The 21,806-nt window shown below is 64.7% G+C and carries 19 protein-coding genes; 11 read left to right on the top strand and 8 right to left on the bottom strand.

The window, feature by feature from the left end; translation table 11 throughout:
* Window positions 1-879 precede the first annotated feature (879 nt).
* The 3 genes from IX761_RS20520 to IX761_RS20510 form a co-directional block, all read right to left on the bottom strand.
* Complete coding sequence (locus IX761_RS20520; protein ID WP_194791335.1) at window positions 880-1,068, bottom strand: hypothetical protein; 189 nt, start codon at window positions 1,066-1,068, stop codon at window positions 880-882.
* A gap of 140 nt (window positions 1,069-1,208) precedes the next feature.
* Complete coding sequence (locus tag IX761_RS20515; RefSeq protein ID WP_194791334.1) at window positions 1,209-1,529, bottom strand: YbjQ family protein; 321 nt, start codon at window positions 1,527-1,529, stop codon at window positions 1,209-1,211.
* 52 nt (window positions 1,530-1,581) lie between these two features.
* A complete protein-coding gene (locus IX761_RS20510; RefSeq protein ID WP_194791333.1) occupies window positions 1,582-2,469 on the bottom strand; it encodes an EamA family transporter in 888 nt (295 codons plus the stop codon).
* A gap of 261 nt (window positions 2,470-2,730) precedes the next feature.
* On the opposite strand from IX761_RS20510, the gene IX761_RS20505 reads away from it, so the two are divergent.
* Window positions 2,731-4,128 (top strand): purine-cytosine permease family protein, encoded by a 1,398-nt coding sequence (locus IX761_RS20505; RefSeq protein ID WP_194791332.1) that lies wholly within the window; start codon window positions 2,731-2,733, stop codon window positions 4,126-4,128.
* Window positions 4,129-4,355: 227 nt separating this feature from the next.
* Window positions 4,356-5,663 carry a substrate-binding domain-containing protein gene (locus IX761_RS20500; RefSeq protein ID WP_194791331.1) on the top strand — a complete coding sequence of 436 codons (1,308 nt, stop codon included), beginning with the start codon at window positions 4,356-4,358 and terminating at the stop codon, window positions 5,661-5,663.
* 170 nt (window positions 5,664-5,833) lie between these two features.
* Here IX761_RS20500 and IX761_RS20495 read toward each other — a convergent pair whose 3' ends face one another.
* Both IX761_RS20495 and IX761_RS20490 read right to left on the bottom strand, forming a co-directional pair.
* Window positions 5,834-7,168 (bottom strand): ATP-binding protein, encoded by a 1,335-nt coding sequence (locus tag IX761_RS20495; RefSeq protein ID WP_194791330.1) that lies wholly within the window; start codon window positions 7,166-7,168, stop codon window positions 5,834-5,836.
* Entirely contained in the window at window positions 7,165-7,872 is a 708-nt protein-coding gene (locus IX761_RS20490) for a response regulator (protein ID WP_194791329.1), read from the bottom strand. Before IX761_RS20490 ends, IX761_RS20495 begins: the two co-directional genes overlap by 4 nt.
* Before the next feature lie 161 nt (window positions 7,873-8,033).
* Between IX761_RS20490 and IX761_RS20485 the strand changes: the two genes are divergently transcribed.
* A complete protein-coding gene (locus IX761_RS20485) occupies window positions 8,034-8,342 on the top strand; it encodes a hypothetical protein (RefSeq protein WP_194791328.1) in 309 nt (102 codons plus the stop codon).
* Window positions 8,339-8,998 carry a DUF3313 domain-containing protein gene (locus IX761_RS20480; RefSeq protein WP_194791327.1) on the top strand — a complete coding sequence of 220 codons (660 nt, stop codon included), beginning with the start codon at window positions 8,339-8,341 and terminating at the stop codon, window positions 8,996-8,998. Before IX761_RS20485 ends, IX761_RS20480 begins: the two co-directional genes overlap by 4 nt.
* A 53-nt stretch (window positions 8,999-9,051) precedes the next feature.
* On the opposite strand, the gene IX761_RS20475 is transcribed toward IX761_RS20480, so the two are convergent.
* Window positions 9,052-11,286 carry a TonB-dependent siderophore receptor gene (locus tag IX761_RS20475; RefSeq protein WP_323744587.1) on the bottom strand — a complete coding sequence of 745 codons (2,235 nt, stop codon included), beginning with the start codon at window positions 11,284-11,286 and terminating at the stop codon, window positions 9,052-9,054.
* Window positions 11,287-11,623: 337 nt separating this feature from the next.
* Between IX761_RS20475 and IX761_RS20470 the strand changes: the two genes are divergently transcribed.
* Window positions 11,624-12,613, top strand: coding sequence for a TerC family protein (locus tag IX761_RS20470; RefSeq protein WP_194791325.1), 990 nt, complete (start codon window positions 11,624-11,626; stop codon window positions 12,611-12,613).
* A 39-nt stretch (window positions 12,614-12,652) separates the two neighbouring features.
* Here IX761_RS20470 and IX761_RS20465 read toward each other — a convergent pair whose 3' ends face one another.
* Window positions 12,653-12,946, bottom strand: coding sequence for a DUF1330 domain-containing protein (locus tag IX761_RS20465; RefSeq protein WP_194791324.1), 294 nt, complete (start codon window positions 12,944-12,946; stop codon window positions 12,653-12,655).
* A 78-nt stretch (window positions 12,947-13,024) separates the two neighbouring features.
* Between IX761_RS20465 and ribBA the strand changes: the two genes are divergently transcribed.
* From ribBA to IX761_RS20440, 5 genes are all read left to right on the top strand, one after another.
* A complete protein-coding gene (gene ribBA, locus IX761_RS20460; RefSeq protein ID WP_194791323.1) occupies window positions 13,025-14,143 on the top strand; it encodes a bifunctional 3,4-dihydroxy-2-butanone-4-phosphate synthase/GTP cyclohydrolase II in 1,119 nt (372 codons plus the stop codon).
* A 373-nt stretch (window positions 14,144-14,516) separates the two neighbouring features.
* Window positions 14,517-15,542 (top strand): polyamine ABC transporter substrate-binding protein, encoded by a 1,026-nt coding sequence (locus IX761_RS20455; RefSeq protein WP_194791322.1) that lies wholly within the window; start codon window positions 14,517-14,519, stop codon window positions 15,540-15,542.
* Complete coding sequence (locus tag IX761_RS20450) at window positions 15,539-16,456, top strand: ABC transporter permease (protein ID WP_194791321.1); 918 nt, start codon at window positions 15,539-15,541, stop codon at window positions 16,454-16,456. The genes IX761_RS20455 and IX761_RS20450 overlap by 4 nt, the downstream gene beginning before the upstream one ends.
* A gap of 6 nt (window positions 16,457-16,462) precedes the next feature.
* The gene (locus IX761_RS20445) at window positions 16,463-17,269 is read left to right on the top strand and encodes an ABC transporter permease (protein ID WP_194791320.1); all 807 of its coding nucleotides are present in this window, start codon (window positions 16,463-16,465) and stop codon (window positions 17,267-17,269) included.
* Window positions 17,270-17,288: 19 nt separating this feature from the next.
* Window positions 17,289-18,437, top strand: a complete 1,149-nt coding sequence (locus tag IX761_RS20440; protein ID WP_194791319.1) for an ABC transporter ATP-binding protein — start codon at window positions 17,289-17,291, stop codon at window positions 18,435-18,437.
* Between the two features lie 390 nt (window positions 18,438-18,827).
* Here IX761_RS20440 and IX761_RS20435 read toward each other — a convergent pair whose 3' ends face one another.
* Window positions 18,828-19,364, bottom strand: coding sequence for an RrF2 family transcriptional regulator (locus IX761_RS20435; RefSeq protein WP_194791318.1), 537 nt, complete (start codon window positions 19,362-19,364; stop codon window positions 18,828-18,830).
* Between the two features lie 270 nt (window positions 19,365-19,634).
* Here IX761_RS20435 and IX761_RS20430 point away from each other — a divergent pair, with 270 nt between their 5' ends.
* On the top strand, window positions 19,635-20,837 hold the full coding sequence (locus IX761_RS20430; RefSeq protein ID WP_194791317.1) for an NAD(P)/FAD-dependent oxidoreductase: 1,203 nt from the start codon (window positions 19,635-19,637) through the stop codon (window positions 20,835-20,837).
* The last annotated feature ends 969 nt before the right edge of the window (window positions 20,838-21,806 follow it).

The following is a 21,806-nucleotide window of genomic DNA, read 5'->3' as shown; positions in this document are numbered from 1 at the left end:
TAACCAGCTTTTTGGCGTCCGTTGTCACGGGACAGGCCCAGCAAAACCGCCTGCTCCATCATCCGGCCCCTACGCTTCGCTTCGGGGTTCCCTCACTCCGGCCTTGCTCCCGCGTGGACGCACTGAAGGGCCATCCATGGCCCATCAGTGCTCGATGGGCATCCATGCCCATCGCCCCGCTCCGCAAGTCCTACGTTCGGCCTCCTGAAGTCGCGTTTGGCGGTGACTGGACTATCGCGCGCTTAGAAGCAAGAGCAAGAGCAAGAGCAAGAGCAAGAGCAAGAGCAAGAGCAAGAGCAAGAGCAAGAGCAAGAGCAAGAGCAAGAGCAGATAGTGTTTAACCGTTATTGATGTGTTGTTTGTAATAGCCTCATCGCCGGCAAGCCGGCTCCCACAGTGACCGCGTGAGTTTCGAGTTCAGCGCCACCCTGTGGGAGCTGCGGTTCGCCGCTGCGACTTGCCAGCGATTGCAGTTTGAAGTTCAACAAAACAATCAACTAGCGACAGCTACGCCAATATAGGCGCCGCCCCTAACTTCGCGACTTCAGGAGGCCGATCGGAGGGCTTGCGGAGGGAGGCGACGGGCATGGATGCCCGTCGAGCACCGATGGGCCATGGATGGCCCTTCGGTGCGTACTCCCGGGAGCAAGACCGGAGTGAGGGAACCCCGGAGCGAAGCGCAGGGGCCGTATGAATGGAGCGAGCATTTTTTGGTTACTTTTTGATGCTTCAAAAAGTGACCCGCCGTAAGGGCGGAAAGGTGAATAAGCGTCAATAAAGCAAATGGATATACCCACAACTCTCAAGACCAACTAACCAACCAACTAACAGCATCAACCAGAAAACCCCGCCCTTGGTCCAAACGGGGTCTACACCGGTCTATTTCTTGGAAGGAACCCGAGGCATAAACCGCCCCTTCTTGCTGCGCTGCAAATGCGCCGGCTGCAACTGCTCCGACTCATCCAGGGTCATGTTGGCAAACCCCAGGCGAAACGCCGACTGCCCACACCGCACCTGGCTGTTGATCGGAAACGCATCGTTCATGTCTTCGAAATAGGATTCGCTCATGCCCTTGACTCCCTCCAATGCTGACCGTGCCGGCAGACAGCGTGTCTGCCTGATGTAGCGGCGGCCTGATGAAGTGAGACTAGCCGGTCATTTGCAGACCAGTCGGACAAATTCCCCTGAGCCCGACCAATGGCACTTCGCTACTTCAGGCGCACCGCCGTGCCGGTAGCGAAGACCACGACCATGCCGCCCTGCACCGACGGCATGCTGATTTCGAAGTCCACGCCCAGCACCGCATCGGCCTGCAACTGCCGTGCCCGCGCCAGCAATTCTTCGGTCGCCTGCTCACGGGCCAGCTTCAACGCGCCCTCCAGCGTCTGCGAACGGCCTCCGAACACATCACGAAAACGTGCGAAGAAATCGCGCACGAAGTTGATCCCCTGCACCGACTCGGCGCTGACCACGCCAAGGTATTCCGCAACCGGGCGCCCCTCGAGGTGGCTGGTGGTAGAGATGATCATGGTGGCCTCCATCTGCCTGGCAAAAGAGGCCGAGTCTATCAAGCCAGGGAGGCTATTGCGCGCAGGCCGCTTTCAAGCGCTGCCCCAGCCGGGGCCCGAACACATTGATCAAAAGCCCCAGCATGACCAGCAGCGCGCCCCAACCTTGCGCCTCCGTCAGCCGCTCGCCCAACAGCAACGCCGACGAGCTCAAGCCAATCACCGGCACCAGCAGCGAAAACGGCGCCACCTTGCCTGCCGGGTGACGTGACAGCAACGTGCTCCACAGGCTGTAGCCGAGCATGGTGGCAACAAAGGCCAGATACACCAGGGCCAGCACCGAACTCCAGCCGAGGTTCAGCAGCGCATGGCCGATACGCTCGGGCCCTTCCAGCCACCACGACAGCGCCAGGAACGGCAGCGGCGGGATCAACCCGCCCCAGATCACCAGGGCCACCAGGTCGACCTTGCCAAAGCGTCGGGTGATGATGTTGCCCATGCCCCACATAGCGCCGGCGCACAGGGTCAGCACCAGGGCGATCAGCGGCACATGGCTGCTGTTCTCGCTACCAATCACCGCAAGCCCGCCAGCCGCCACCAGCAGCCCCAGCACGCTGGCCAGGCGCAGCCGCTCACCGAGGAACAACGCGGCGAAGCCAAGGGTGAAGAACGCCTGCGACTGCAGCACCAACGATGCCAGCCCCGGCGGCATGCCGCTGTACATGGCCTGGAACAGGAAGGCGAACTGCCCCAGCGATATGGACGCGCCGTAGGCGATCAACCAGCGCCACGGCAGGTTCGGGCGCCGCACCAGGAAGATCGCCGGGAAGGCCACCAGCAGGAAACGCAAGGCGCCCAGCAGCATCGGCGGCAGGCCGTCGAGGCCCACCTTGATGACCACGAAATTGACGCCCCAGGCGATGATCACCACCAGGGCGATCAGCAGGTCCTTGAGTGGCATGGCACGCATTCCTTCTTCAGGCTTGTTCTAGACATATTTCGTAACAGCATAAGGTCATTGCCCGGCCATGGACCAGCACAGTTGCGCAGAACCCTTGCGCAACAGTGCGCTGTGATAGCCATTTGGATGTGAGGGGAATCCGTGCAAGCTTCACTTGACCTTACTTGTATATACATGCTCATATCTTGACTCGGCCATCCGCCCAGCGTCCCGCCGATAGCCGCCGCCTTCACAAAAACAACGATGCGGAGCCCTCCACCGATGTCCAGCAAACCTGTGATCGAACAGCGCTCGATCGACTACATCCCCGAATCCGAACGCCATGGACGCGTCTACAGCCAGTTCACCCTGTGGCTGGGTGCCAACCTGCAAATTACCGCGATCGTCACCGGCGCCCTGGCCGTGGTGCTCGGCGGCGATGTGTTCTGGTCGCTGATCGGCCTGTTCATCGGCCAGGTGATCGGCGGCGCGGTGATGGCCCTGCATGCCGCCCAGGGCCCGCGCCTGGGGCTGCCGCAGATGATCTCCAGCCGCGTGCAGTTCGGCGTGTACGGCGCGGCCATCCCCATGGTGCTGGTGTGCCTGATGTACATGGGCTTCACCGCCACCGGCACGGTGCTCTCGGGCCAGGCCATCGGCCAGTTGCTCAGCGTCAGCGACAGCACCGGCATCCTGATCTTCGCCGGGGTGATCGTGCTGGCCACCCTGGCCGGCTATCGGGTGATCCACTGGATCGGCCGGGTGGCCAGCGTGCTGGGCATCATCGCCTTCGTCTACCTGTTCAGCCGCATCCTGCTGCTGGCCGACATCGGCCAGTTGCTCGAAAACCGCCACTTCAGCTGGGCGACCTTCCTGCTCGCGGTGTCGCTGGCGGCCTCCTGGCAGATCGCCTTCGGCCCTTATGTGGCCGACTACTCGCGCTACCTGCCGAGCAACACCTCACCGGTCAAGACTTTCCTCGCCGCCGGCCTGGGCTCGGTGCTCGGCGCCCAGGCATCGATGATCCTCGGCGTGTTCGCCGCCGCCATCGCCGGTGGGCAGTTCTCCGGACGTGAAGTGGCCTACATCGTCGGCCTAGGTGGCGCGGGCACCACCGCGGCGCTTCTGTACTTCTGCATCGCCTTCGGCAAGGTGACCATCTCCACCCTCAACAGCTACGGCAGCTTCATGTGCATCGCCACGATCATCAGCGGGTTCCGTGGCCATCTGTCGATCAGCCGCGCACAACGCCTGGTGTTCGTACTGGGCATCGTCGGCGCCGCCACCCTGGTGGCGTTGCTCGGCCAACATTCGTTCCTCAGCGCGTTCAAGTCGTTCATCCTGTTCCTGCTGACCTTCTTCGTGCCGTGGAGCGCGGTGAACCTGGTGGATTACTACTTCATCACCAAGGAGCGCTACGACATCCCGGCGCTGGCCGACCCCAACGGCCGGTACGGGCGCTGGAACTGGCCGGGCATCTGGGTGTACACCTTCGGCGTGCTGGTGCAGATGCCGTTCATCGACACCAAGCTGTACACCGGGCCCATGGTTGCGCACCTGGGTGGCGTAGATGTGTCGTGGCTGATCGGGCTGGTGGTGCCCAGCGTGCTGTATTACTGGGTCGCCCGGCGCCGGGCGAGCGAGGCGCCAAGCCATATCATCGTGCCCGAGGCGCGTTGAGTCTTCGCCCCGGCCTTGTAGGAGCGGCCTTGTGTCGCGAATGGGCCGCAAAGCGGCCCCAGCAATCCTGAGGTGTACTCAGAATCCTGGGGGCGCTGCGCACCCCCATTCGCAACACAAGGCCGCTCCAAGGTGCGTGCAAAAACATCGGGTGGAAGCCCGCTGTCATGTGACAGTCACGCCACTGTCGTAATCTGCGGCGCAACTTTGTGCCAAAGGTCCCCGGCATGCCCCGCCTGCTAACCCTCCTGTTCTGCCTGCTCCCCGCTCTTGCCGTGGCCGAGCCCGCGCAACTGCGCATTCAAGGCTCCAACACCATCGGTGCGGTGTTGGGCCCTGCGCTGGTCCGTGGCCTGCTGCAAGCCCAAGGTGCCAGCGCCATCGACAGCCAGCCCGGCGCAGTGGCCAACGAAACCGTGATCCACGCCCGTGACCACAACGGCCAGCCCCTGCGCATCGACATCGCCGCCCACGGTTCGAGCACCGGCTTCGCCGCCCTGGCCCGAGGCGAGGCCGACCTGGCCGCCGCCTCGCGGCCGATCAGCGACGCCGAAACCCAACAGCTGCAAGCCCTGGGCGACCTGCGTGGAGCGGGCTCGGAACAGGTGATCGGCCTCGACGGCGTGGCAGTGATCGTCCACCCCGACAACCCACTGGCGCACCTGACCACCGCGCAGCTGGCGCAGGTGTTTTCCGGGCAGATCTCGCGCTGGGAACAACTGGGCGTGGCCGGCGGCGCGATCCACCTGTACGCCCGCGACGACCGCTCTGGTACTTTCGACACCTTCAAGGCGCTGGTACTGGACCCACAGCGCGACAGGCTGGCCGTGCAGGCACAGCGCTTCGAATCGGCCGACGCCCTGGCCGAAAGGGTCAAGGCCGACCCTCACGCCATCGGTTTCAGTGGCCTGGCCACGGTGCACGGGGCCAAGGTGCTGGCGGTGGCCGATGGCGACGCTCCGGCCTTGCCGCCCAGCAACGCACTGGTGGCCAGTGAGGACTACCCACTGTCACGGCGCCTGTTCTTCTACCTGCCGAGCAACGCCACGCCACAGGCCCGGGCGCTGAGCGAATTCGCCCAGAGCCCTGCCGGCCAGGCGATCGTTGCGCAGCAAGGCTTTGTCGCCCAGCAGATCAAGGCACTGCCAGTGCCGGCACAGGCCGACATGCCCGCGCGCTACCGCACGCTCGTACAGGAGGCCAATCGCCTGACCGTCAATTTCCGTTTTCAAGAAGGCAGCGCCAGCCTCGACAACAAGGCCTTGCGCGATGTGCAGCGGGTCGGCGCCTACCTGCGCCAGGCGGGCAAGCTGCAAGGCAAGGCCGTGCTGGTAGGCTTCGGCGACCCCAAGGAGACCCCTGGCCGGGCCGCCCTGCTCTCGCGCCTGCGGGCCATGGCGGTACGCCGGGAACTGGCCCGCCAGGGGGTGGAATTCAAGGAAGTGAGTGGCATGGGCGACGAGCTGCCCGTGGCGGACAATGACCTGGAACAGGGCCGCCTGCGCAATCGCCGGGTCGAGGTGTGGGTGTACTAGGCTTTGTACGAAAAGTGCCTGCGCGACGATCATGCTGCGTTGAAAACAGGCTGGTGCGCCAGCCCGGTCGGAATGCTCATTTACAACCCGTAAAGTCGAGCGCGACTCCGACCGTTCCTCGCCTGTTTTCGCCTTGCCTGATCGCCGCTCGGCGACTTTTCGTACAAACCCTAGTACCCAGCCGGCAATTCGATCCGCGCCAGCAACCCGCCGCTGCGACGGTTATGCAAGGTCAGCTCGCCACCCTGCTCGCGCACGATCGCACGCGCCGCAGAAAGGCCCAGCCCGACCCCACCGGTGTCGCGGTTGCGCGAACCCTCCAGGCGGAAGAACGGCGCGAATACCTGTTGCAGCGCCGCCTCGGGAATCCCGGGCCCGTCGTCGCTGATCTCGATCAGCAGGCAATGCTCCTCACGGCGCAGGGCAATGCGCGGGTTGCCCGCGTACTTCACCGCGTTCTCCAGCAGGTTGACCACCACCCGTTTGAGCGCCAGTGGGCGGCCATCGTGCACCAGGTGCGCGGGGCCAGCAAAACCGACGGCGATATGCTGGTCGCGGTAGTCGTCGACGATGGTCTGCAACAGCTCGGACAGATCGAAGCGGGTCGCCTGCTCCAGTTGCGTGCCTTCGCGGAAGAACGCCAACGCGGCGTTGATCATCGACTGCATCTCGTCGACGTCACGCACCAGCTTGCGCTGGTGGTCCAGGTCTTCCATGAACTCGCTGCGCAGGCGCATGCGCGTCAGCGGCGCGCGCAGGTCATGGGAGATGGCGGCGAGCATCTGCGTGCGCTCGCGAACGAAGTGCTGGATCTGCGCCTGCATGGTGTTGAACGCGACGATCGCCTGGCGAATTTCCACCGGCCCTTCGAGCTCGATGGGCGGCGCCTGCAGGTCGCCACCAAAACGCCGCGCGGCGCTGGCGAAGCGTTGCAGAGGGTTGGCCAACTGCCGCGTGGCCAGCCAGGCCACCAGCAGCGTGGCGACCAGCCCCAGCCCGAGGATCACCGCGATCCGCGCCGAGGCACTGAGCCCCCAGCTGCGCTCGGGCGGGACGAACAGCAACCAGCTGCCATCGGCCAGGCGTACCAGCGCGCCGTAGTGCGCCTGGCTGTCACCCTCGGGCCAGTCCGAGGGTTTGAACGTCTCGACGACCCGGCCCTGCCCCAGCAGCGCCTGTAATGCAGGGATGTCATCAACCGCAATCGACGCCCCTGGGCCAGGCAGGCCGAGGGTTTGCCGATCATGGCTCCAGTGCACCTGCAAGGTCGGGTTGCTCGCCGCCCGGGCCAGCTGTTCACGCAGCGGCGTCGGCGCCGTCTCGACCATGCGCGTGGCCACGGCGATCTGCTCGAGCAGGCCGGTGCGCTCGATCGGCGGTCGCCCCCAACTGCCAGCCAGTTGCACGAACAGGGCGTTGAGCGCCAGCGATGCCAGCAAGGCGGCGAAGATGGTCAGGGCAATCCGCCGCCTCAGGGTGTCGCGGCGCAGCACACCGGCGATCATGAGCGGGTGACCTTGGCGCTGAACAGGTAGCCGCCGTTGCGCACCGTACGGATCAGGTCTGGGCGCTTGCTGTCCGGCTCGATCTTGCGTCGCAGCCGGCTGACCTGCACGTCGATGCTGCGGTCGAAGGCGTCATGCCCCTGGCCACGGGTCAGGTCGATCAGCTGCTCGCGGGTGAGAATGCGCTGCGGGTGCTCGAGGAACACCACCAGCAGGTCGAACTCGGCGCCGGACAACGGAATCATCACGTTCTCTGGCGAGCGCAGTTCGCGGCAAGTGATGTCCAGGTGCCAACCGGCAAAGCCGATCACCGGCCGCGCCGCCTCCACCTGGGGTTGCGGGTTGCCGGCGCGGCGCTGCACGGCGCGCAGGCGGGCGAGCAGTTCGCGGGGGTCGAAGGGTTTGGTCAGGTAGTCGTCCGCACCCAGCTCCAGGCCAACGATGCGGTCGCTCAACTCGGCCATGGCCGTGAGCATGACGATGGGGATGCCGGTCTGCGCGCGCACCTTCTGGCACAGGCTCAGGCCGCCCTCGCCCGGCAGCATCAGGTCCAGGACGATGGCGTCCGGGCGCTGCCCGGCGATGGCCGCCCACATGGCCTGGCCATCGGTGGCCAGGTCAACCTCGTAGCCATGACGCAGGAAGAACTGCTTCAGCAGGGCCAGGATTTCCACGTCGTCGTCGACGATCAGCAGTCTGCTCACGGTCAGGGGTCCAGGTCAAAAACGCGTATCTAAAACCATTGCGCGGCGCAGGTCATTTATTTCAGGCGTGCAACATTGCGTCGGCAGCGACATCAAGCGGACATCCGCCGGCAAAACACCTCGGGCACCCTGCGGGCCATCCATAACCCCGGGGGGCAACGATGAACGTTTCGCACCGCAGCAACACCACCGAGGGCCCTGCCCTGATCCTCAACCAGCGCACCAGCATCCGTGGCAACGGCGCGGGGTTGATCGTCGAGCAGGCGAGCCTGGCGAAGGGCGATGAGCAGGGCCAACTGGTCCTGCGCCGCTACTTCGAACATTACAGCCCGGCCCACAGCGAATGGGTCGAATACAGCCATACGGTCACCGCCAGCGAGCTGATCCACTGGATGATGGCCAAGGGGCGCCTGCACATCGAGCATTCAGCGCAAGGCGCTGCACCGGCGGCGCAAGGGGAGCGGCCATGAACCACCCGCATGCACGCGCGCTGCTGTTGACCTGCGTACTGGGCTTGTCCGCCTGCAGCAGCAAGGCGCCTGCCCCAACGGGCTTCCTGCCGGACTACAGCGTGCTCAGCCCGCAGCCCACACCTTCAGGGGGCACGCTGCTGAGCTGGTTCGATCCCAACTTGCCCAAAGGCCGCTACATCCAGGTGTACCTGGCCCCGAGCCGGCTCTACCCGGCCCCCACGCCAACCCCGCGGATCCCGCAGAGCACGCTGGTCGGTATCACCGGCTACTACGATGCGGCCCTGCGCAACGAACTGGGCAAGGTGATGAAAGTGGTCGATCGGCCCGGGCCGAACACCCTGGTGGTGCGCCCGGTGATCACCCGGGTCGACGCCTACACCCAACCGCTGCACGTGTACGAATGGCTGCCCGTCACCCTGGTCGCGGCCGGCGTCAGCACCGCCGCAGGCTGGCGCGACCTGGACAGCGAGATTGCCAGCGAACTGCGCTTCGAAGCGGGCACCAGTGGCCGGGTGATCGGCGCGGCGCTGCTCACCGGCACTGGGGTGCCGCTGGAAAACGACCAGCAGACCCTGACCGCCGCCAACCTCAAAGGCGTGCTCGATGGCTGGGCAACCGACCTGCGTCAGGCCTATGCGGTGAAATACCGGTAAGGCTGCGGCATTCCCGGGATACGCCGGGAATGCCCTGTCGACACGGCTTGGCGTCAGAACGCGTAGCGCGTGGTCAGCATGTAGTTACGCGGCTCGCCATAAAAACCGCCATTGAAGAAGCCCAGGTTGCTGAAGTACTTGCGGTCGGTGAGGTTGTTGCCGTTGAGCGTCACCGACAGCTGCTCGCTGACCTGGTAGCGGGCCATGGCGTCCAGGGTCAGGTAGTCCGACTGGGTGTAGCGAATGGTCTGGTCGTCCGCCACCGGGCTGGCGAGGTCCTTCCACACCTTGCTCTGCCAATTGGCCGAGCCGCCCACGGTGAGCTTGTTCCATACCCCCGGCAGGCGGTAGGTGGTGGACAGCCGCAGCAGGTCCTGCGGTTCGATGGTGGAGATCTTGTCACCTTCGCCATCGCGGGTGACGCGATGGGTGAAGCCGCCCTGCACATGCCAGTCCGCGGTCAGTTCGCCGGCCACCTCCAGTTCGAAACCACGGGTCTTGGCGCCCTGGATGGCGCGGTACACGGTGCGATTGGTGATCGGGTCGGTACGCACGACTTCGGCCAGGTTGTCCTGGTGCACCTCGAACAACGCCAGGCTGGCATTCAGGCGGCCATCGAAGAACTCACCCTTCAGGCCCAGCTCGTAGGCATCGCCCTCCTCCGGCTCGATCATCTTGCCACTGGCGTCCTGCGCACTCTCGTGGGGTTTGAAGATGCTGGTGTAGCTGCCATACACCGACCAGGTGTCGTCCAGGTCGTAGACCACGCCGGCATAAGGCACCACCACGCCGGTCTCCTGCAGGTCCTGCTGCTGGCTGCGCTGGCCACTGGCGGTGTTCAGGCTGGAACTGTCGAGCTGCCAGTTGGACAGGCGGCTGCCAAGGATGATCGACAGCTGGTCGGTGGGTTTGAAGCGCCCCGTCAGGTAGGCGGCGTCCTCGCGCAGGCGAGTATCGACCTTGGAGGTCGGGCGGCCCCAGTCGGGCTCGGCGAAATCGCCGTTCCACTGGTAGATGTTGGCGCTGGCGGACAGGAACGGCCAGATGGATTCGTGGGCACGGGTGTCGCGATGCGATACCCCAAGTACCAGCTCATGCTCGCGGCCCAGCAACTGGAAAGGGCCACTGGCATAGAGGTCGTAGGCGTTCTGGTCGGTCTGGTAGCGGTAGCGCCCCAACCACACGCCCACGCCATCGCCGGTTGCCGCATCCGGATAACCGCTGGCCGCCGAGCCCAGCTTCATCGGCGCATCGGTTTCGCTGCGGGTGGCCGATGCCTTGACAATCCAGTCATTGGCCAGGCGCTGCTCGAGGGTGACGAACAGGTTGTCGACGGTGTTGTCCCAGGCGCTCCACTTGGCCCCGGGGTTGAACGAGCGCGGCATGCCAAAACGATTGCCCTGGTTGTCCAGCAGCGGGGTCGACGGCCCCCAGGACGAGCCCTCCGGGCGGTTGCTCTGGCGACTCAGGCCGACACCGAGCACGGTGTCGTCACTGAGGTCGGCCTCGACGATGCCGTACACCACCTGTTTCTTCTCGGACAGGTGGTCCATGGAGGACTGGCCGTCTTCATAGGCGGTGACAAAACGCCCGCGCACATTGCCTTCAGGGGTCAGCGCGCCGCCAATATCGAACTCGCCGCGGTAGGTGTCCCAGCTACCGGCGCCCAGCGACACGTAGCCGTGCAGCTCGCGGCTGGGCCGCTTGCGCACCAGGTTGACGGTCGCCGAGGGGCTGCCGAAACCGCTGAGCAGGCCCGTGGCGCCACGCAGCACCTCTACCCGATCGAAGATGACCATGTCGGTCTGGTCGATACCATTGCCGAAGCGGAATGCCGCCGGAATGCCATCGAGCTGGAAGTTGTCGATGTCAAAGCCCCGGGCCTTGAAAGTGGCACGGCTGCTGTCGAGCGGGTTGACGGTAATGCCTGGGGTCTTGCTCAACACATCGCTGATGCTGGTGAGGTTCTGGTCGTCCATCTGCTGGCGGGTGATCACGCTCACCGATTGCGGTGTCTCGCGTGGCGACAACGCCATGCGCGTGGCGGTGCGGGTGGCCCCGGTGGTGTAGGAGCCCGTGCCTTCGGTGGTCTCGCCCAGGGCCGTGTCGGTGATGGCGATGGCGCCCAGCTCCAAGGTGCCGTTGCCAGCGGCCTGCTCAGCCCAGACCAGGCCGCCCGGTTGCACGAGGCTCGCGGTGAGAATGGCCAGAGCCAGTGGATGACGCTGGCGGGCGGTGGGGGCGCCGTGTAGCCCTTGAAACGTGTTGGTAGAGTACTGCTGATGCACGTTGGTGAACCCCTGCTTGTCGTGTCGCTTGCTACGAGTGGGGCCAATCACAGGTTGTTGTTGTGGTTGTACGTTCTCTACGCCGGCAGGCGCGACCGCTCTGCGGCGGCTGCGGCTGCGGCTGCGGCGCATCCTAGGGCCTTTACGAATCCTTTACAATTGCGATTGACTCGTAATAACGAGGCGTTACTGAAACGAAATGTAACAGCGCTACCATCGGCATCCCCGTCCATCAGGACTAGGCTCAAGCCCATGTGATGCCGGGCCCCTCTGACGGTTTGCGCCGCCATGTCGGAATCACTGTTGCCATGCAACGTCGACAATCAAGGAGGGGCTCATGACAGCTCTGCATGCATTTCTCGTTGATCCATTCCTCGGCACCAGCACCTGGTTGTGGCTGGTGTTCATCGCGATCGTCATCGCCTTGCTGGTCCTCGATCTCGGCGTGCTGCACCGCCAGGAGCGGGAGATCGAGATGCGCGAAAGCCTGCTGCTGTATTCCGGCTACTTCAGCGTCGGGGTGCTGTTCGGGGTGTGGGTCTGGCATGAACTGGGCGCGCAGTCGGCGCTGGAGTTCTACACCGGGTTCCTGGTCGAGCAGTCGCTGTCGATGGACAACGTGTTCGTCATGGCGATGATCTTCAGCTTCTTCGCCATCCCCCGCAGCTACCAGCACCGGGTGCTGTTCTGGGGCATCCTCGGGGTGGTAGTGCTGCGCGCAATCATGATCGGCGTCGGCGCGGCGCTGGTGCAGCACTTTGCCTGGGTGCTGTATATCTTCGGCGCGTTCCTGCTTTTCACCGGGGTGAAGATGGCGCTGTCCAAGGATGACAGCCACCCCGACCTGGCCAACAACCCGGTGCTGCGTTTCGTACGCCGGCACATGCGGGTGACCGAACAGATTCATGGCCCGCGATTCTTCGTGCACCTGACACCACCGGGCGAGAGCCAGGCCATCCGCTATGCCACACCGCTGTTCCTGGCCCTGGTGCTGATCGAACTGGCCGACCTGGTGTTTGCCGTCGACAGCGTGCCGGCGATCTTCGCCATCACCCAGGACCCCTTCATCGTCTACACCTCGAACATCTTCGCCATCCTCGGCCTGCGTTCGCTGTACTTCGCCCTGGCGGCGCTGATGCACCGCTTCGTCTACCTCAAGTACGCGCTGGCGCTGGTGCTGATCTTCATCGGCTGCAAGATCTTCTGGCACGGGCTGGTGGGCAAGGTCCCGGCGGGTGTGTCGCTGGGGGTGACGTTCGGGCTGCTGTTGGGTGGGGTGTTGCTGTCGCTGCTGCGTACCCGCGGGCAGGCGAAAGAAGACGTGTGAATGGGGCCGCCTTGCGGCCCCAACGCCCCGGTCCAATCTTCAGGGCTCGAACCCCTCGACAATGATCACCTCCGCCTTCGCCACCCCCTGGCGATGGCGGCAGGCCTCCTGATACAGGTCCGAGCGATAACACGCCAGCGCCTGCTCATACGAGTCGAACTCGATCACCACGCTACGCTGAGGAGTGGGCCGCCCTTCCAGCGCCTCGCTGCGCCCGCCGCGGGCAAGAAAGCGCCCACCGAAGGCAACGAACGCCGCCGGGGCGCGCTGGGTGTACTGCTGGTACTGCTCGGGGTCACTGACATCCACATGGGCGATCCAGTAGGCCTTCATCCGTCGTACTCCTGCTTCAGGGATATTTGTGTATTATGGTATACCATAATAATCACCCTTTCACCGTGAGCGTGCAGCATGGCATTCAACCGCATCGAAGAACTCCTTGAGGACTACCGGCAGGGCAAGATGGTCCTGCTGGTGGATGATGAAGACCGCGAAAACGAAGGCGACTTGCTGATCGCCGCCGAGCGTTGCGACGCCCAGGCCATCAACTTCATGGCCCGCGAGGCGCGCGGCCTGATCTGCCTGACCCTGACCGACGAGCACTGCCAGCGCCTGGGCCTCGAGCAGATGGTGCCGGCCAACGGCAGCGTGTTCAGCACCGCCTTCACCGTCTCGATCGAAGCCGCCACGGGCGTGACCACCGGCATTTCCGCCGCCGACCGGGCGCGTACCGTGGCCGCCGCCATGGCCCCCAATGCCCGCCCCGAAGACCTGGTGCAGCCCGGCCACATTTTCCCCCTGCGCGCCCGTGAAGGCGGCGTGCTCACCCGCGCCGGCCACACCGAGGCCGGCTGCGACCTGGCGCGCCTGGCCGGTTTCACCCCGGCCTCGGTGATCGTCGAGGTGCTCAACGACGACGGTACCATGGCCCGCCGCCCGGACCTTGAAGTGTTCGCCGCCCGCCACGGCATCAAGATCGGCACCATCGCCGACCTGATCCACTACCGGCTGAGCACTGAGCAGACCATCAAGCGCATCGGCGAGCGCGAGCTGCCCACGGTGCATGGCACCTTCCGCCTGGTCACCTATGAAGACCGTATCGAGGGCGGCGTGCACATGGCCATGGTGATGGGCGACATTCGCCGCGAGCAGCCAACGCTGGTGCGGGTGCACGTGATCGACCCGCTGCGTGACCTGGTCGGCGCCGAGTACGCCGGGCCCGCCAACTGGACCTTGTGGGCGGCGCTGCAGAAGGTGGCCGAGGAAGGTACTGGCGTGGTGGTGATCCTCGCCAACCACGAGTCCTCCCAGGCCTTGCTGGAGCGCGTGCCGCAGCTCACGCAACCGCTGCGCCCCTACCAGCGTGGCCAGTCGAAGGTGTACTCCGAAGTCGGCACCGGCGCGCAGATCCTCCAGGACCTGGGCGTGGGCAAGCTGCGCCACCTGGGGCCACCGCTGAAGTATGCAGGCCTGGCCGGGTATGAACTGGAGGTGGTGCAGAGCATTCCGTTCGAGCCGGGGATGATCTGATGCTTCTGTAAGTGGATAACGACGCAGGCCCTTGCAGGAGCGGCCTTGTGTCGCGAAAGGGGTGCGCAGCGCCCCCAGGATCTTGAGTGCACCTCGGGATTGCTGGGGCCGCTTTGCGGCCCTTTCGCGACACAAGGCCGCTCCTACAAGGGCCTGCGTCGTTTCTGCCGGAGCGAAGTGATGGCCGGTCGCCCATCCCCCTTGCGAAAAGTTTGGAATACCATAATATGATATCCCGTAGACCTTGAATCTGCCGGCCGCACCTACAATCACACAACGGCCACGCGACACCTGTTGATAGCTGCTCCCCGAATACTGTTGGCGGGCGCACCACCAGCCCGCCTCGAATAACAAAAGCAACGAGGGCGTAACCATGCTGTTGAGCAAACGAGTAACCGCAGTGCTGTCCGCCAGCCTGCTGACCCTGGCCTGCCAGGCCACCCAGGCGGCCGACAGCCTGAGCTTCGTCAGCTGGGGCGGCACCACCCAGGACGCGCAGAAAGAAGCATGGGCGGTGCCCTTCAGCAAAGCGACCGACATCAAGGTCGTGCAGGACGGCCCCACCGACTACGGCAAGCTCAAGGCCATGGTCGAGAGCGGCAACGTGCAGTGGGATGTGGTCGACGTCGAAGCCGACTTCGCCCTGCGCGCCGCCAGCGAAGGCCTGCTCGAACCCCTCGATTTCAACCAGATCAAACGCGACAGGATCGACCCGCGCTTCGTCTCCGACCATGGCGTCGGCTCGTTCTTCTTCTCCTTCGTGCTCGGCTACAACGAGGGCAAGCTCGGCGCCAACAAACCGGTGGACTGGACCGCACTGTTCGACACCAAGACCTACCCCGGCAAACGCGCGCTGTACAAGTGGCCAAGCCCCGGCGTGCTCGAACTGGCCCTGCTGGCCGACGGCGTAGCCCCCGACAAGCTCTACCCGCTGGACCTGGACCGCGCCTTCAAGAAGCTCGACACCATCAAGAAAGACATTGTCTGGTGGGGCGGCGGCGCCCAGTCGCAGCAACTGCTGGCCTCGGGTGAAGCATCGCTCGGCCAGTTCTGGAATGGCCGTGTCTACGCCCTGCAGCAAGATGGCGCACCGGTCGGCGTGAGCTGGAAGCAGAACCTGGTCATGGCCGACTTCCTGGTCATCCCCAAGGGTGCCAAGAACAAGGACGCGGCCATGAAGTTCCTGGCCAACGCCAGCAGCGCCGAAGGCCAGGCCGCGTTCGCCAACAAGACCGCCTACGCCCCGGTGAACCTCGACAGCGTCGCCAAGCTCGACAAGGACCTGGCGCCCAACCTGCCGACCGCCTATGCCCAGGACCAGGTGACCCTCGACTTCGCCTACTGGGCGAAGAACGGCCAGGCCATCGCCGCCCGCTGGAATGAGTGGCTGGTCAAATGAAAGTCGCCATCAACGCCCTGCACAATGCGCAAGGTGCCCCCACCGGCACCGGCGCGCCGGGGGCGGCCGAGCGCCGCCCACCCATGAGCCAACGCTGGCGCGGCAGCCGCAACCTGCTGCCGGCCCTGCTGTTCCTTGGCTTGTTCTTCTTTGCTCCGCTGGTTGGTTTGCTGCTGCGCGGGGTGCTGGAGCCAGAGCCTGGCCTTGGCAACTATGCCCAGCTGTTCGCCAACTCGGCCTACGCCCGGGTGCTGTTCAATACCTTCTCGGTGGCCGGCCTGGTCACCCTGATCAGCGTGCTGCTCGGTTTCCCGCTGGCCTGGGCGATCACCCTGGTGCCCAAGGGCTGGGGCCGCTGGCTGCTGAACATCGTGCTGCTGTCGATGTGGACCAGCCTGCTGGCACGCACCTACTCCTGGCTGGTGCTGCTGCAAAGCTCGGGGGTGGTGAACAAGCTGCTGATGGCGCTGGGCATCATCGATGCGCCGCTGGAGATGGTGCACAACCTCACCGGCGTGGTGATCGGCATGAGCTACATCATGATCCCGTTCATCGTGCTGCCGTTGCAGGCGACCATGCACGCCATCGACCCGATGGTGCTGCAGGCCGGCTCCATCTGCGGCGCCAGCCCCTGGACCAATTTCTGGAAGGTGTTCCTGCCGCTGTGCCGCTCGGGGCTGTTCTCCGGGGCGCTGATGGTGTTCGTGATGTCGCTGGGTTACTACGTGACCCCCGCGCTGCTCGGTGGCGCGCAGAACATGATGCTGCCCGAGTTCATCATCCAGCAGGTGCAGTCGTTCCTCAACTGGGGCCTGGCCAGCGCCGCCGCCGCGCTGCTGGTGGTGATCACCCTGGTGCTCTTCTACCTGTACCTGAAACTGCAGCCGGAATCCCCGGTCGGTAACGCGAGGTAATCCGCCATGCTGCTGTCACCCAATGCCATGAGCCGCCCGCTGCGAACGGGCCTGTACCTGACCACCGGGGTCATTGCCGCATTCCTGCTGCTGCCGGTGGTGTTCATCATCCTGCTGTCGTTCGGCTCCTCGCAGTGGCTGGTGTTCCCACCACCCGGCTGGACCTTGAAGTGGTATGCCCAGTTCTTCTCCAACCCCGAGTGGATGGACGCGGCGCTGGCCAGCCTCAAGGTGGCGGTGCTGACCACCATCGCCGCCGTGGCCCTGGGCCTGCCCACCGCCTTTGCCCTGGTGCGTGGCCGCTTCCCGGGCCGAGAGCTGCTGTACGGGCTGTTTACCATGCCGATGATCGTGCCGCTGGTGATCATCGCCGTGGCGGTGTACGCGCTGTTTCTCAAGCTCGGCTACACCGGCACGCTGTTCGCCTTCGTGGTCAGCCACGTGATCGTCGCCCTGCCCTTCACCATCATCTCGATCATCAACTCGCTGAAGCTGTTCGACCAGTCGATCGAGGACGCCGCAGTGATCTGCGGCGCCTCGCGCCTGCAAGCGATCGTCAAGGTGACCTTCCCGGCGATCCGCCCGGGGATGATCGCCGGCGGCCTGTTCGCCTTCCTCGTCTCGTGGGACGAAGTGGTGCTCAGCGTGATGATGGCCAGCCCCGACCTGCAGACCCTGCCGGTGAAGATGTGGACCACCCTGCGCCAGGACCTGAGCCCGGTGATCGCGGTGGCGTCCACGCTGCTGATCGGCCTGTCCCTGCTTGTGATGTTCATTGCCGCCGCCCTGCGCCGGCGCGCCGAAAACGCCTGAGTGCCCGGAGACAACAACAATGAGTGCAGTGATCAAAGACGACGCGCGCAACAAGACCCTGGTCAGCCTGCGCGGCCTGAACAAGCACTACGGCGACTTCACCGCCGTGGACAACCTCGACCTCGAGATCCAGGACGGCGAATTCCTCACCTTCCTGGGGTCCAGCGGCTCGGGCAAGTCGACCACGCTGTCGATGCTGGCCGGCTTCGAAACCCCCAGCAGCGGTGAGATCCTGGTTGAAGGCCAGTCACTGGTCAACGTGCCGCCGCACAAGCGCGACATCGGCATGGTGTTCCAGCGCTACTCGCTGTTCCCGCACCTGAACGTGCGCGACAACATCGGCTTCCCCCTGGCCATCCGCAAGCTCGGCGCGAGCGAAACCGCCAAGCGCGTCGATGCCATGCTCAAGTTGGTGCAACTGGAGAAGTTCGCCCACCGCAAACCGTCGCAGATGTCCGGTGGGCAGCAGCAGCGCGTGGCCATCGCCCGGGCGCTGGTGTACGAACCCCGCATCCTGCTGATGGACGAACCGCTCGGCGCGCTGGACAAGAAGCTGCGTGAAGACCTGCAGGACGAGTTGCGCCAACTGCACCGCCGGCTGGGTATCACCATTGTCTACGTGACCCACGACCAGGAAGAAGCCATGCGCCTGTCCCAGCGCATTGCCATCTTCAGCCACGGCAAGATCGTCGGCCTGGGCACCGGCTACGACCTCTACCAGAACCCGCCGAACGCCTTCGTCGCCTCGTTCCTGGGCAACTCCAACTTCCTGCGCATCCAGGCCAACGGCAATGGCGCAGGCAGCTTCGAGGGGCAACCCGTGGCAATCCGCCTGACCCCGGGGCTGGCCAACGGCCAGGACGCGCTGATCATGGTGCGCCCGGAAAAAGCCCTGGCGCTCACCGCCGAACAGGCCACGCGCGAACCGCTGCCGGGGGGCTGGAACGAAGTGAGTGCGACCGTGGGCGAGGTGCTGTTCCTCGGTGAAAGCCAGACCTGCCACGTGGTCACCCAGGGTGGCACCGAACTGACCGTAAAGGCGCTGTCCGCCGCCGGCATGCCGATGCAGCCGGGGGACAAGGTCAAGGTACGCTGGGCGGTGGCCGATGCCTGCATCTACACCGAATGGGCCGAGAGCGACCTGAGCAAGGGCGCTGGCGCGCACTGAATGGCGTAGCTGGCAGGTGCTCGCCGAAGGTCTTGCAGCGTGCTTGAGATCGAGCGCCGCCCGCGCGGCGCATCGCCGGCAAGCCGGCTCCCACATTTGTTTCGGGCCAGCTACTCCTGGGCTATCTCCACTGTCCGCCTTGGTGCATGCCTCAAGTCTGGTGGTGCGGCATCAGCGCCAACGCTGGAACCGCGTCGTACAAACAAGGCGTACAGCTGCGGCGGCGCAGACATAACTGGCCCGAAACAGATGTGGGAGCCGGCTTGCCGGCGATGCGCCGCGCGGGCGGCGCTCGATCTCATAGGCGCCAAAAGACTTTCGGCAAACACCTGACAGCCTTCATGCGAACACTTCGCAAGGGTTGGCCTAAAGCGCCTGAGGCAACCCCACTTAAACCGTCACCAGCACGATATCGCCGCCCTTCCCGTCCCGTCGCTCGCTCATCCAGTCATTGACCTGCTGCCCGAACGCGGCCGGTGCCTTGCGCCCGAAGCGCCGCGCCAGGTCGAGGATGGTCTGCTGCGCCAGTGCTTCCTCCATGCGCTTCTGCGCCCCCAGCATCACCGCGTGGATCGCGCACGTGCCTTCGGTCGCCCAGCCCGGTGCCGAGCCCTCGAACACCGCACAGCGTTCGCGGATCTCGCGGCAGTCGAAGATCTTCTTCACCCCGTCGATGGCGGTGACGATATCCAGCACAGTGATCTCGTCGGACGGGCGCGCCAGGCGGAAACCACCACGCACGCCCTCGGTGGCGGCCACCAGCCCGGCGCGGGCAAGCTTGGTGAATACCTTGGCCAGGTACTCCTGGGGTACGCCCTGTAACTCGGCAAGGTCGCGCACGCTGGCTTCGCGGCTGTCGCCGCGCTCGTCCACCAGGAACAGCAGGCAATGGATGCCGTACTCGACGCCGGCACTGTAAAGCGACATGTCAATCTCCGACTAAGTTTGTCGTAAATAGTACGCTGAATGAACGGTGCAGGCAAAGGCTGTCGCCGCCGTCCGTCGCCCGCCAGAAAAGCTTGAATTTCGATGGAAGCCACATTTTACGCGGACAGTACCGCTTCTGCAGAGGAGCGTTCGTGCGCGCGCTTGAAAAAAACGCTTGCCGATTCAAACTACGATCAATACAGTCGTAGTTATTCGACAAGCACAGCACACCGTGTCGAAGCCTCTTTTCTCACCCAGCGGAGTACCTACATGTCCTCTCACATCCTGATCATCGGTGCCGGCTTTGCTGGTGTCTGGAGCGCCCTGAGCGCCGCCCGCCTGCTCGACCAGGCCCAACGCGGCGATGTACGTATCAGCGTGCTGGCCCCGCAGCCGCAGTTGCGCATCCGCCCGCGCTTCTACGAAGCCGATGCCCATACCCTGCAGGCTCCGGTAGATGCCCTGCTCGACGTGGTCGGGGTGGACTTCATTCACGGCCACGCCCAGACCATCGACAGCGCCGCGCGCCAGGTTGGCTATGTCGACGCCGACGGCCAGCAGCAACTGCTTGGCTACGATCGCCTGATCCTCGCGGCCGGGAGCCAGGTGGCCCGCCCCGCCGTACCTGGCCTGGCCGAGCACACTTTCGATGTCGACCAGATGGAGTCGGCCATGCGCCTGGAGCAGCACCTGCACAGCCTCGCCGCAGAGCCGGCGAGCCCCGCGCGCAACACCGTCGTGGTCTGCGGCGGTGGCTTCACCGGCATCGAAACCGCCACCGAAATGCCAGCCCGTCTGCGTGCCATCCTCGGTGAAGGCAACCTTCGCGTGGTGCTGGTCGACCGTGGCACGACCATCGGCGCGGCGCTGGGTGCCGGCATCACCCCCGCCATCGTTGCCGCCAGCGAACAGGCGGGCGTCGAGTGGCGCACCGGCACCTCGGTGGTGGCCGTGGATGCTGGCGGCGTGACGCTCGACAACGGCGACTACATCGCCAGCAAGACCGTGATCTGGACGGTCGGGGTCAAGGCCAGCCCGCTGACCGCGCAAATCGAGGGCGAGCGTGACGCCCTGGGCCGGCTGCGGGTCGACCCGCACCTGAAGGTGGTTGGGCAGGCGCATATCTACGCCACCGGCGATGTCGCCTGGGCGGCGGTCGACGACCTCGGCAACCATGCGCTGATGACCTGCCAGCACGCCATCCCCATGGGTCGCCACTCGGGCAACAACGCCATGGCCGATCTGCTGGGCGTGGCCCCGGTGATCTATCGCCAACCCAAGTACGTCACCTGCCTGGACCTTGGCGAATGGGGTGCGGCCTACAGCGAAGGTTGGGAGCGCCAACTGCACCTGCAGGGTCAGGAGGGCAAGGAGCTCAAGCGCCAGATCAACACTGTGTGGATCTACCCGCCGGCGGCCGACCGTGCTGCGGCATTGGCGGCGGCTGATCCGCTGATCCCGATCGTCGCGTGATGGACCAGGGGCCGCAATGCGGTCCCTTTTTTTATGGGGTCGAGGTCGAGGTCGATTTTTAGCGTGTGGGTGTTGGTATTGGGTGAATATCCATTGGCGATGGAGACGCTGATTCACCTTTCCGCCTTTACGGCGGCTTACTTTTGTCGTGGCAAAAGTAAGCAAAACCGTCTGCTCCATCATCCGGCCCCTACGCTTCGCTCCGGGGTTCCCTCACTCCGGCCTTGCTCCCGCGTGGACGCACTGAAGGGCCATCCATGGCCCATCAGTGCTCGATGGGCATCCATGCCCATCGCCCCGCTCCGCAAGTCCTACGTTCGGCCTCCTGAAGTCGCGTTTGGCGGTGACTGGACTATCGCGCGCTTAGAAGCAAGAGCAAGAGCAAGAGCAAGAGCAGTGAGTGTTCAATTGTTATTGATGTATTGTTTGTAATGGCCTCATCGCCGGCAAGCCGGCTCCCACAGTGACCGCGTGAGTTTCGAGTTCAGCGCCACCCTGTGGGAGCTGCGGTTCGCCGCTGCGACTTGCCAGCGATTGCAGTTTGAAGTTCAACAAAACAATCAACTAGCGACAGCTGCGCCAATATAGGCGCCGCCCCTAACTTCGCGACTTCAGGAGGCCGATCGGAGGGCTTGCGGAGGGAGGCGACGGGCATGGATGCCCGTCGAGCACCGATGGGCCATGGATGGCCCTTCGGTGCGTACTCCCGGGAGCAAGACCGGAGTGAGGGANGGCCTCATCGCCGGCAAGCCGGCTCCCACAGTGACCGCGTGAGTTTCGAGTTCAGCGCCACCCTGTGGGAGCTGCGGTTCGCCGCTGCGACTTGCCAGCGATTGCAGTTTGAAGTTCAACAAAACAATCAACTAGCGACAGCTGCGCCAATATAGGCGCCGCCCCTAACTTCGCGACTTCAGGAGGCCGATCGGAGGGCTTGCGGAGGGAGGCGACGGGCATGGATGCCCGTCGAGC

Origin of the sequence: Pseudomonas sp. UFMG81 (genome assembly GCF_015354575.1) — a bacterium.
Classification (GTDB): Bacteria; Pseudomonadota; Gammaproteobacteria; order Pseudomonadales; family Pseudomonadaceae; genus Aquipseudomonas.
The sequence above is the reverse complement of the archived record's forward strand: the minus strand, read 5'-3'. Positions and strand labels throughout refer to the sequence as shown.

What these genes read in the sequence shown, in the direction of transcription:
- IX761_RS20520 (WP_194791335.1), bottom strand. Translation starts at nt 1,068, where the DNA reads ATGAGCGAATCCTATTTCGAAGACATGAACGATGCGTTTCCGATCAAC.
- IX761_RS20515 (WP_194791334.1), bottom strand. Translation starts at nt 1,529, where the DNA reads ATGATCATCTCTACCACCAGCCACCTCGAGGGGCGCCCGGTTGCGGAA.
- IX761_RS20510 (WP_194791333.1), bottom strand. Translation starts at nt 2,469, where the DNA reads ATGCCACTCAAGGACCTGCTGATCGCCCTGGTGGTGATCATCGCCTGG.
- IX761_RS20505 (WP_194791332.1), top strand. Translation starts at nt 2,731, where the DNA reads ATGTCCAGCAAACCTGTGATCGAACAGCGCTCGATCGACTACATCCCC.
- IX761_RS20500 (WP_194791331.1), top strand. Translation starts at nt 4,356, where the DNA reads ATGCCCCGCCTGCTAACCCTCCTGTTCTGCCTGCTCCCCGCTCTTGCC.
- IX761_RS20495 (WP_194791330.1), bottom strand. Translation starts at nt 7,168, where the DNA reads ATGATCGCCGGTGTGCTGCGCCGCGACACCCTGAGGCGGCGGATTGCC.
- IX761_RS20485 (WP_194791328.1), top strand. Translation starts at nt 8,034, where the DNA reads ATGAACGTTTCGCACCGCAGCAACACCACCGAGGGCCCTGCCCTGATC.
- IX761_RS20480 (WP_194791327.1), top strand. Translation starts at nt 8,339, where the DNA reads ATGAACCACCCGCATGCACGCGCGCTGCTGTTGACCTGCGTACTGGGC.
- IX761_RS20470 (WP_194791325.1), top strand. Translation starts at nt 11,624, where the DNA reads ATGACAGCTCTGCATGCATTTCTCGTTGATCCATTCCTCGGCACCAGC.
- IX761_RS20465 (WP_194791324.1), bottom strand. Translation starts at nt 12,946, where the DNA reads ATGAAGGCCTACTGGATCGCCCATGTGGATGTCAGTGACCCCGAGCAG.
- ribBA (WP_194791323.1), top strand. Translation starts at nt 13,025, where the DNA reads ATGGCATTCAACCGCATCGAAGAACTCCTTGAGGACTACCGGCAGGGC.
- IX761_RS20455 (WP_194791322.1), top strand. Translation starts at nt 14,517, where the DNA reads ATGCTGTTGAGCAAACGAGTAACCGCAGTGCTGTCCGCCAGCCTGCTG.
- IX761_RS20450 (WP_194791321.1), top strand. Translation starts at nt 15,539, where the DNA reads ATGAAAGTCGCCATCAACGCCCTGCACAATGCGCAAGGTGCCCCCACC.
- IX761_RS20445 (WP_194791320.1), top strand. Translation starts at nt 16,463, where the DNA reads ATGCTGCTGTCACCCAATGCCATGAGCCGCCCGCTGCGAACGGGCCTG.
- IX761_RS20440 (WP_194791319.1), top strand. Translation starts at nt 17,289, where the DNA reads ATGAGTGCAGTGATCAAAGACGACGCGCGCAACAAGACCCTGGTCAGC.
- IX761_RS20435 (WP_194791318.1), bottom strand. Translation starts at nt 19,364, where the DNA reads ATGTCGCTTTACAGTGCCGGCGTCGAGTACGGCATCCATTGCCTGCTG.
- IX761_RS20430 (WP_194791317.1), top strand. Translation starts at nt 19,635, where the DNA reads ATGTCCTCTCACATCCTGATCATCGGTGCCGGCTTTGCTGGTGTCTGG.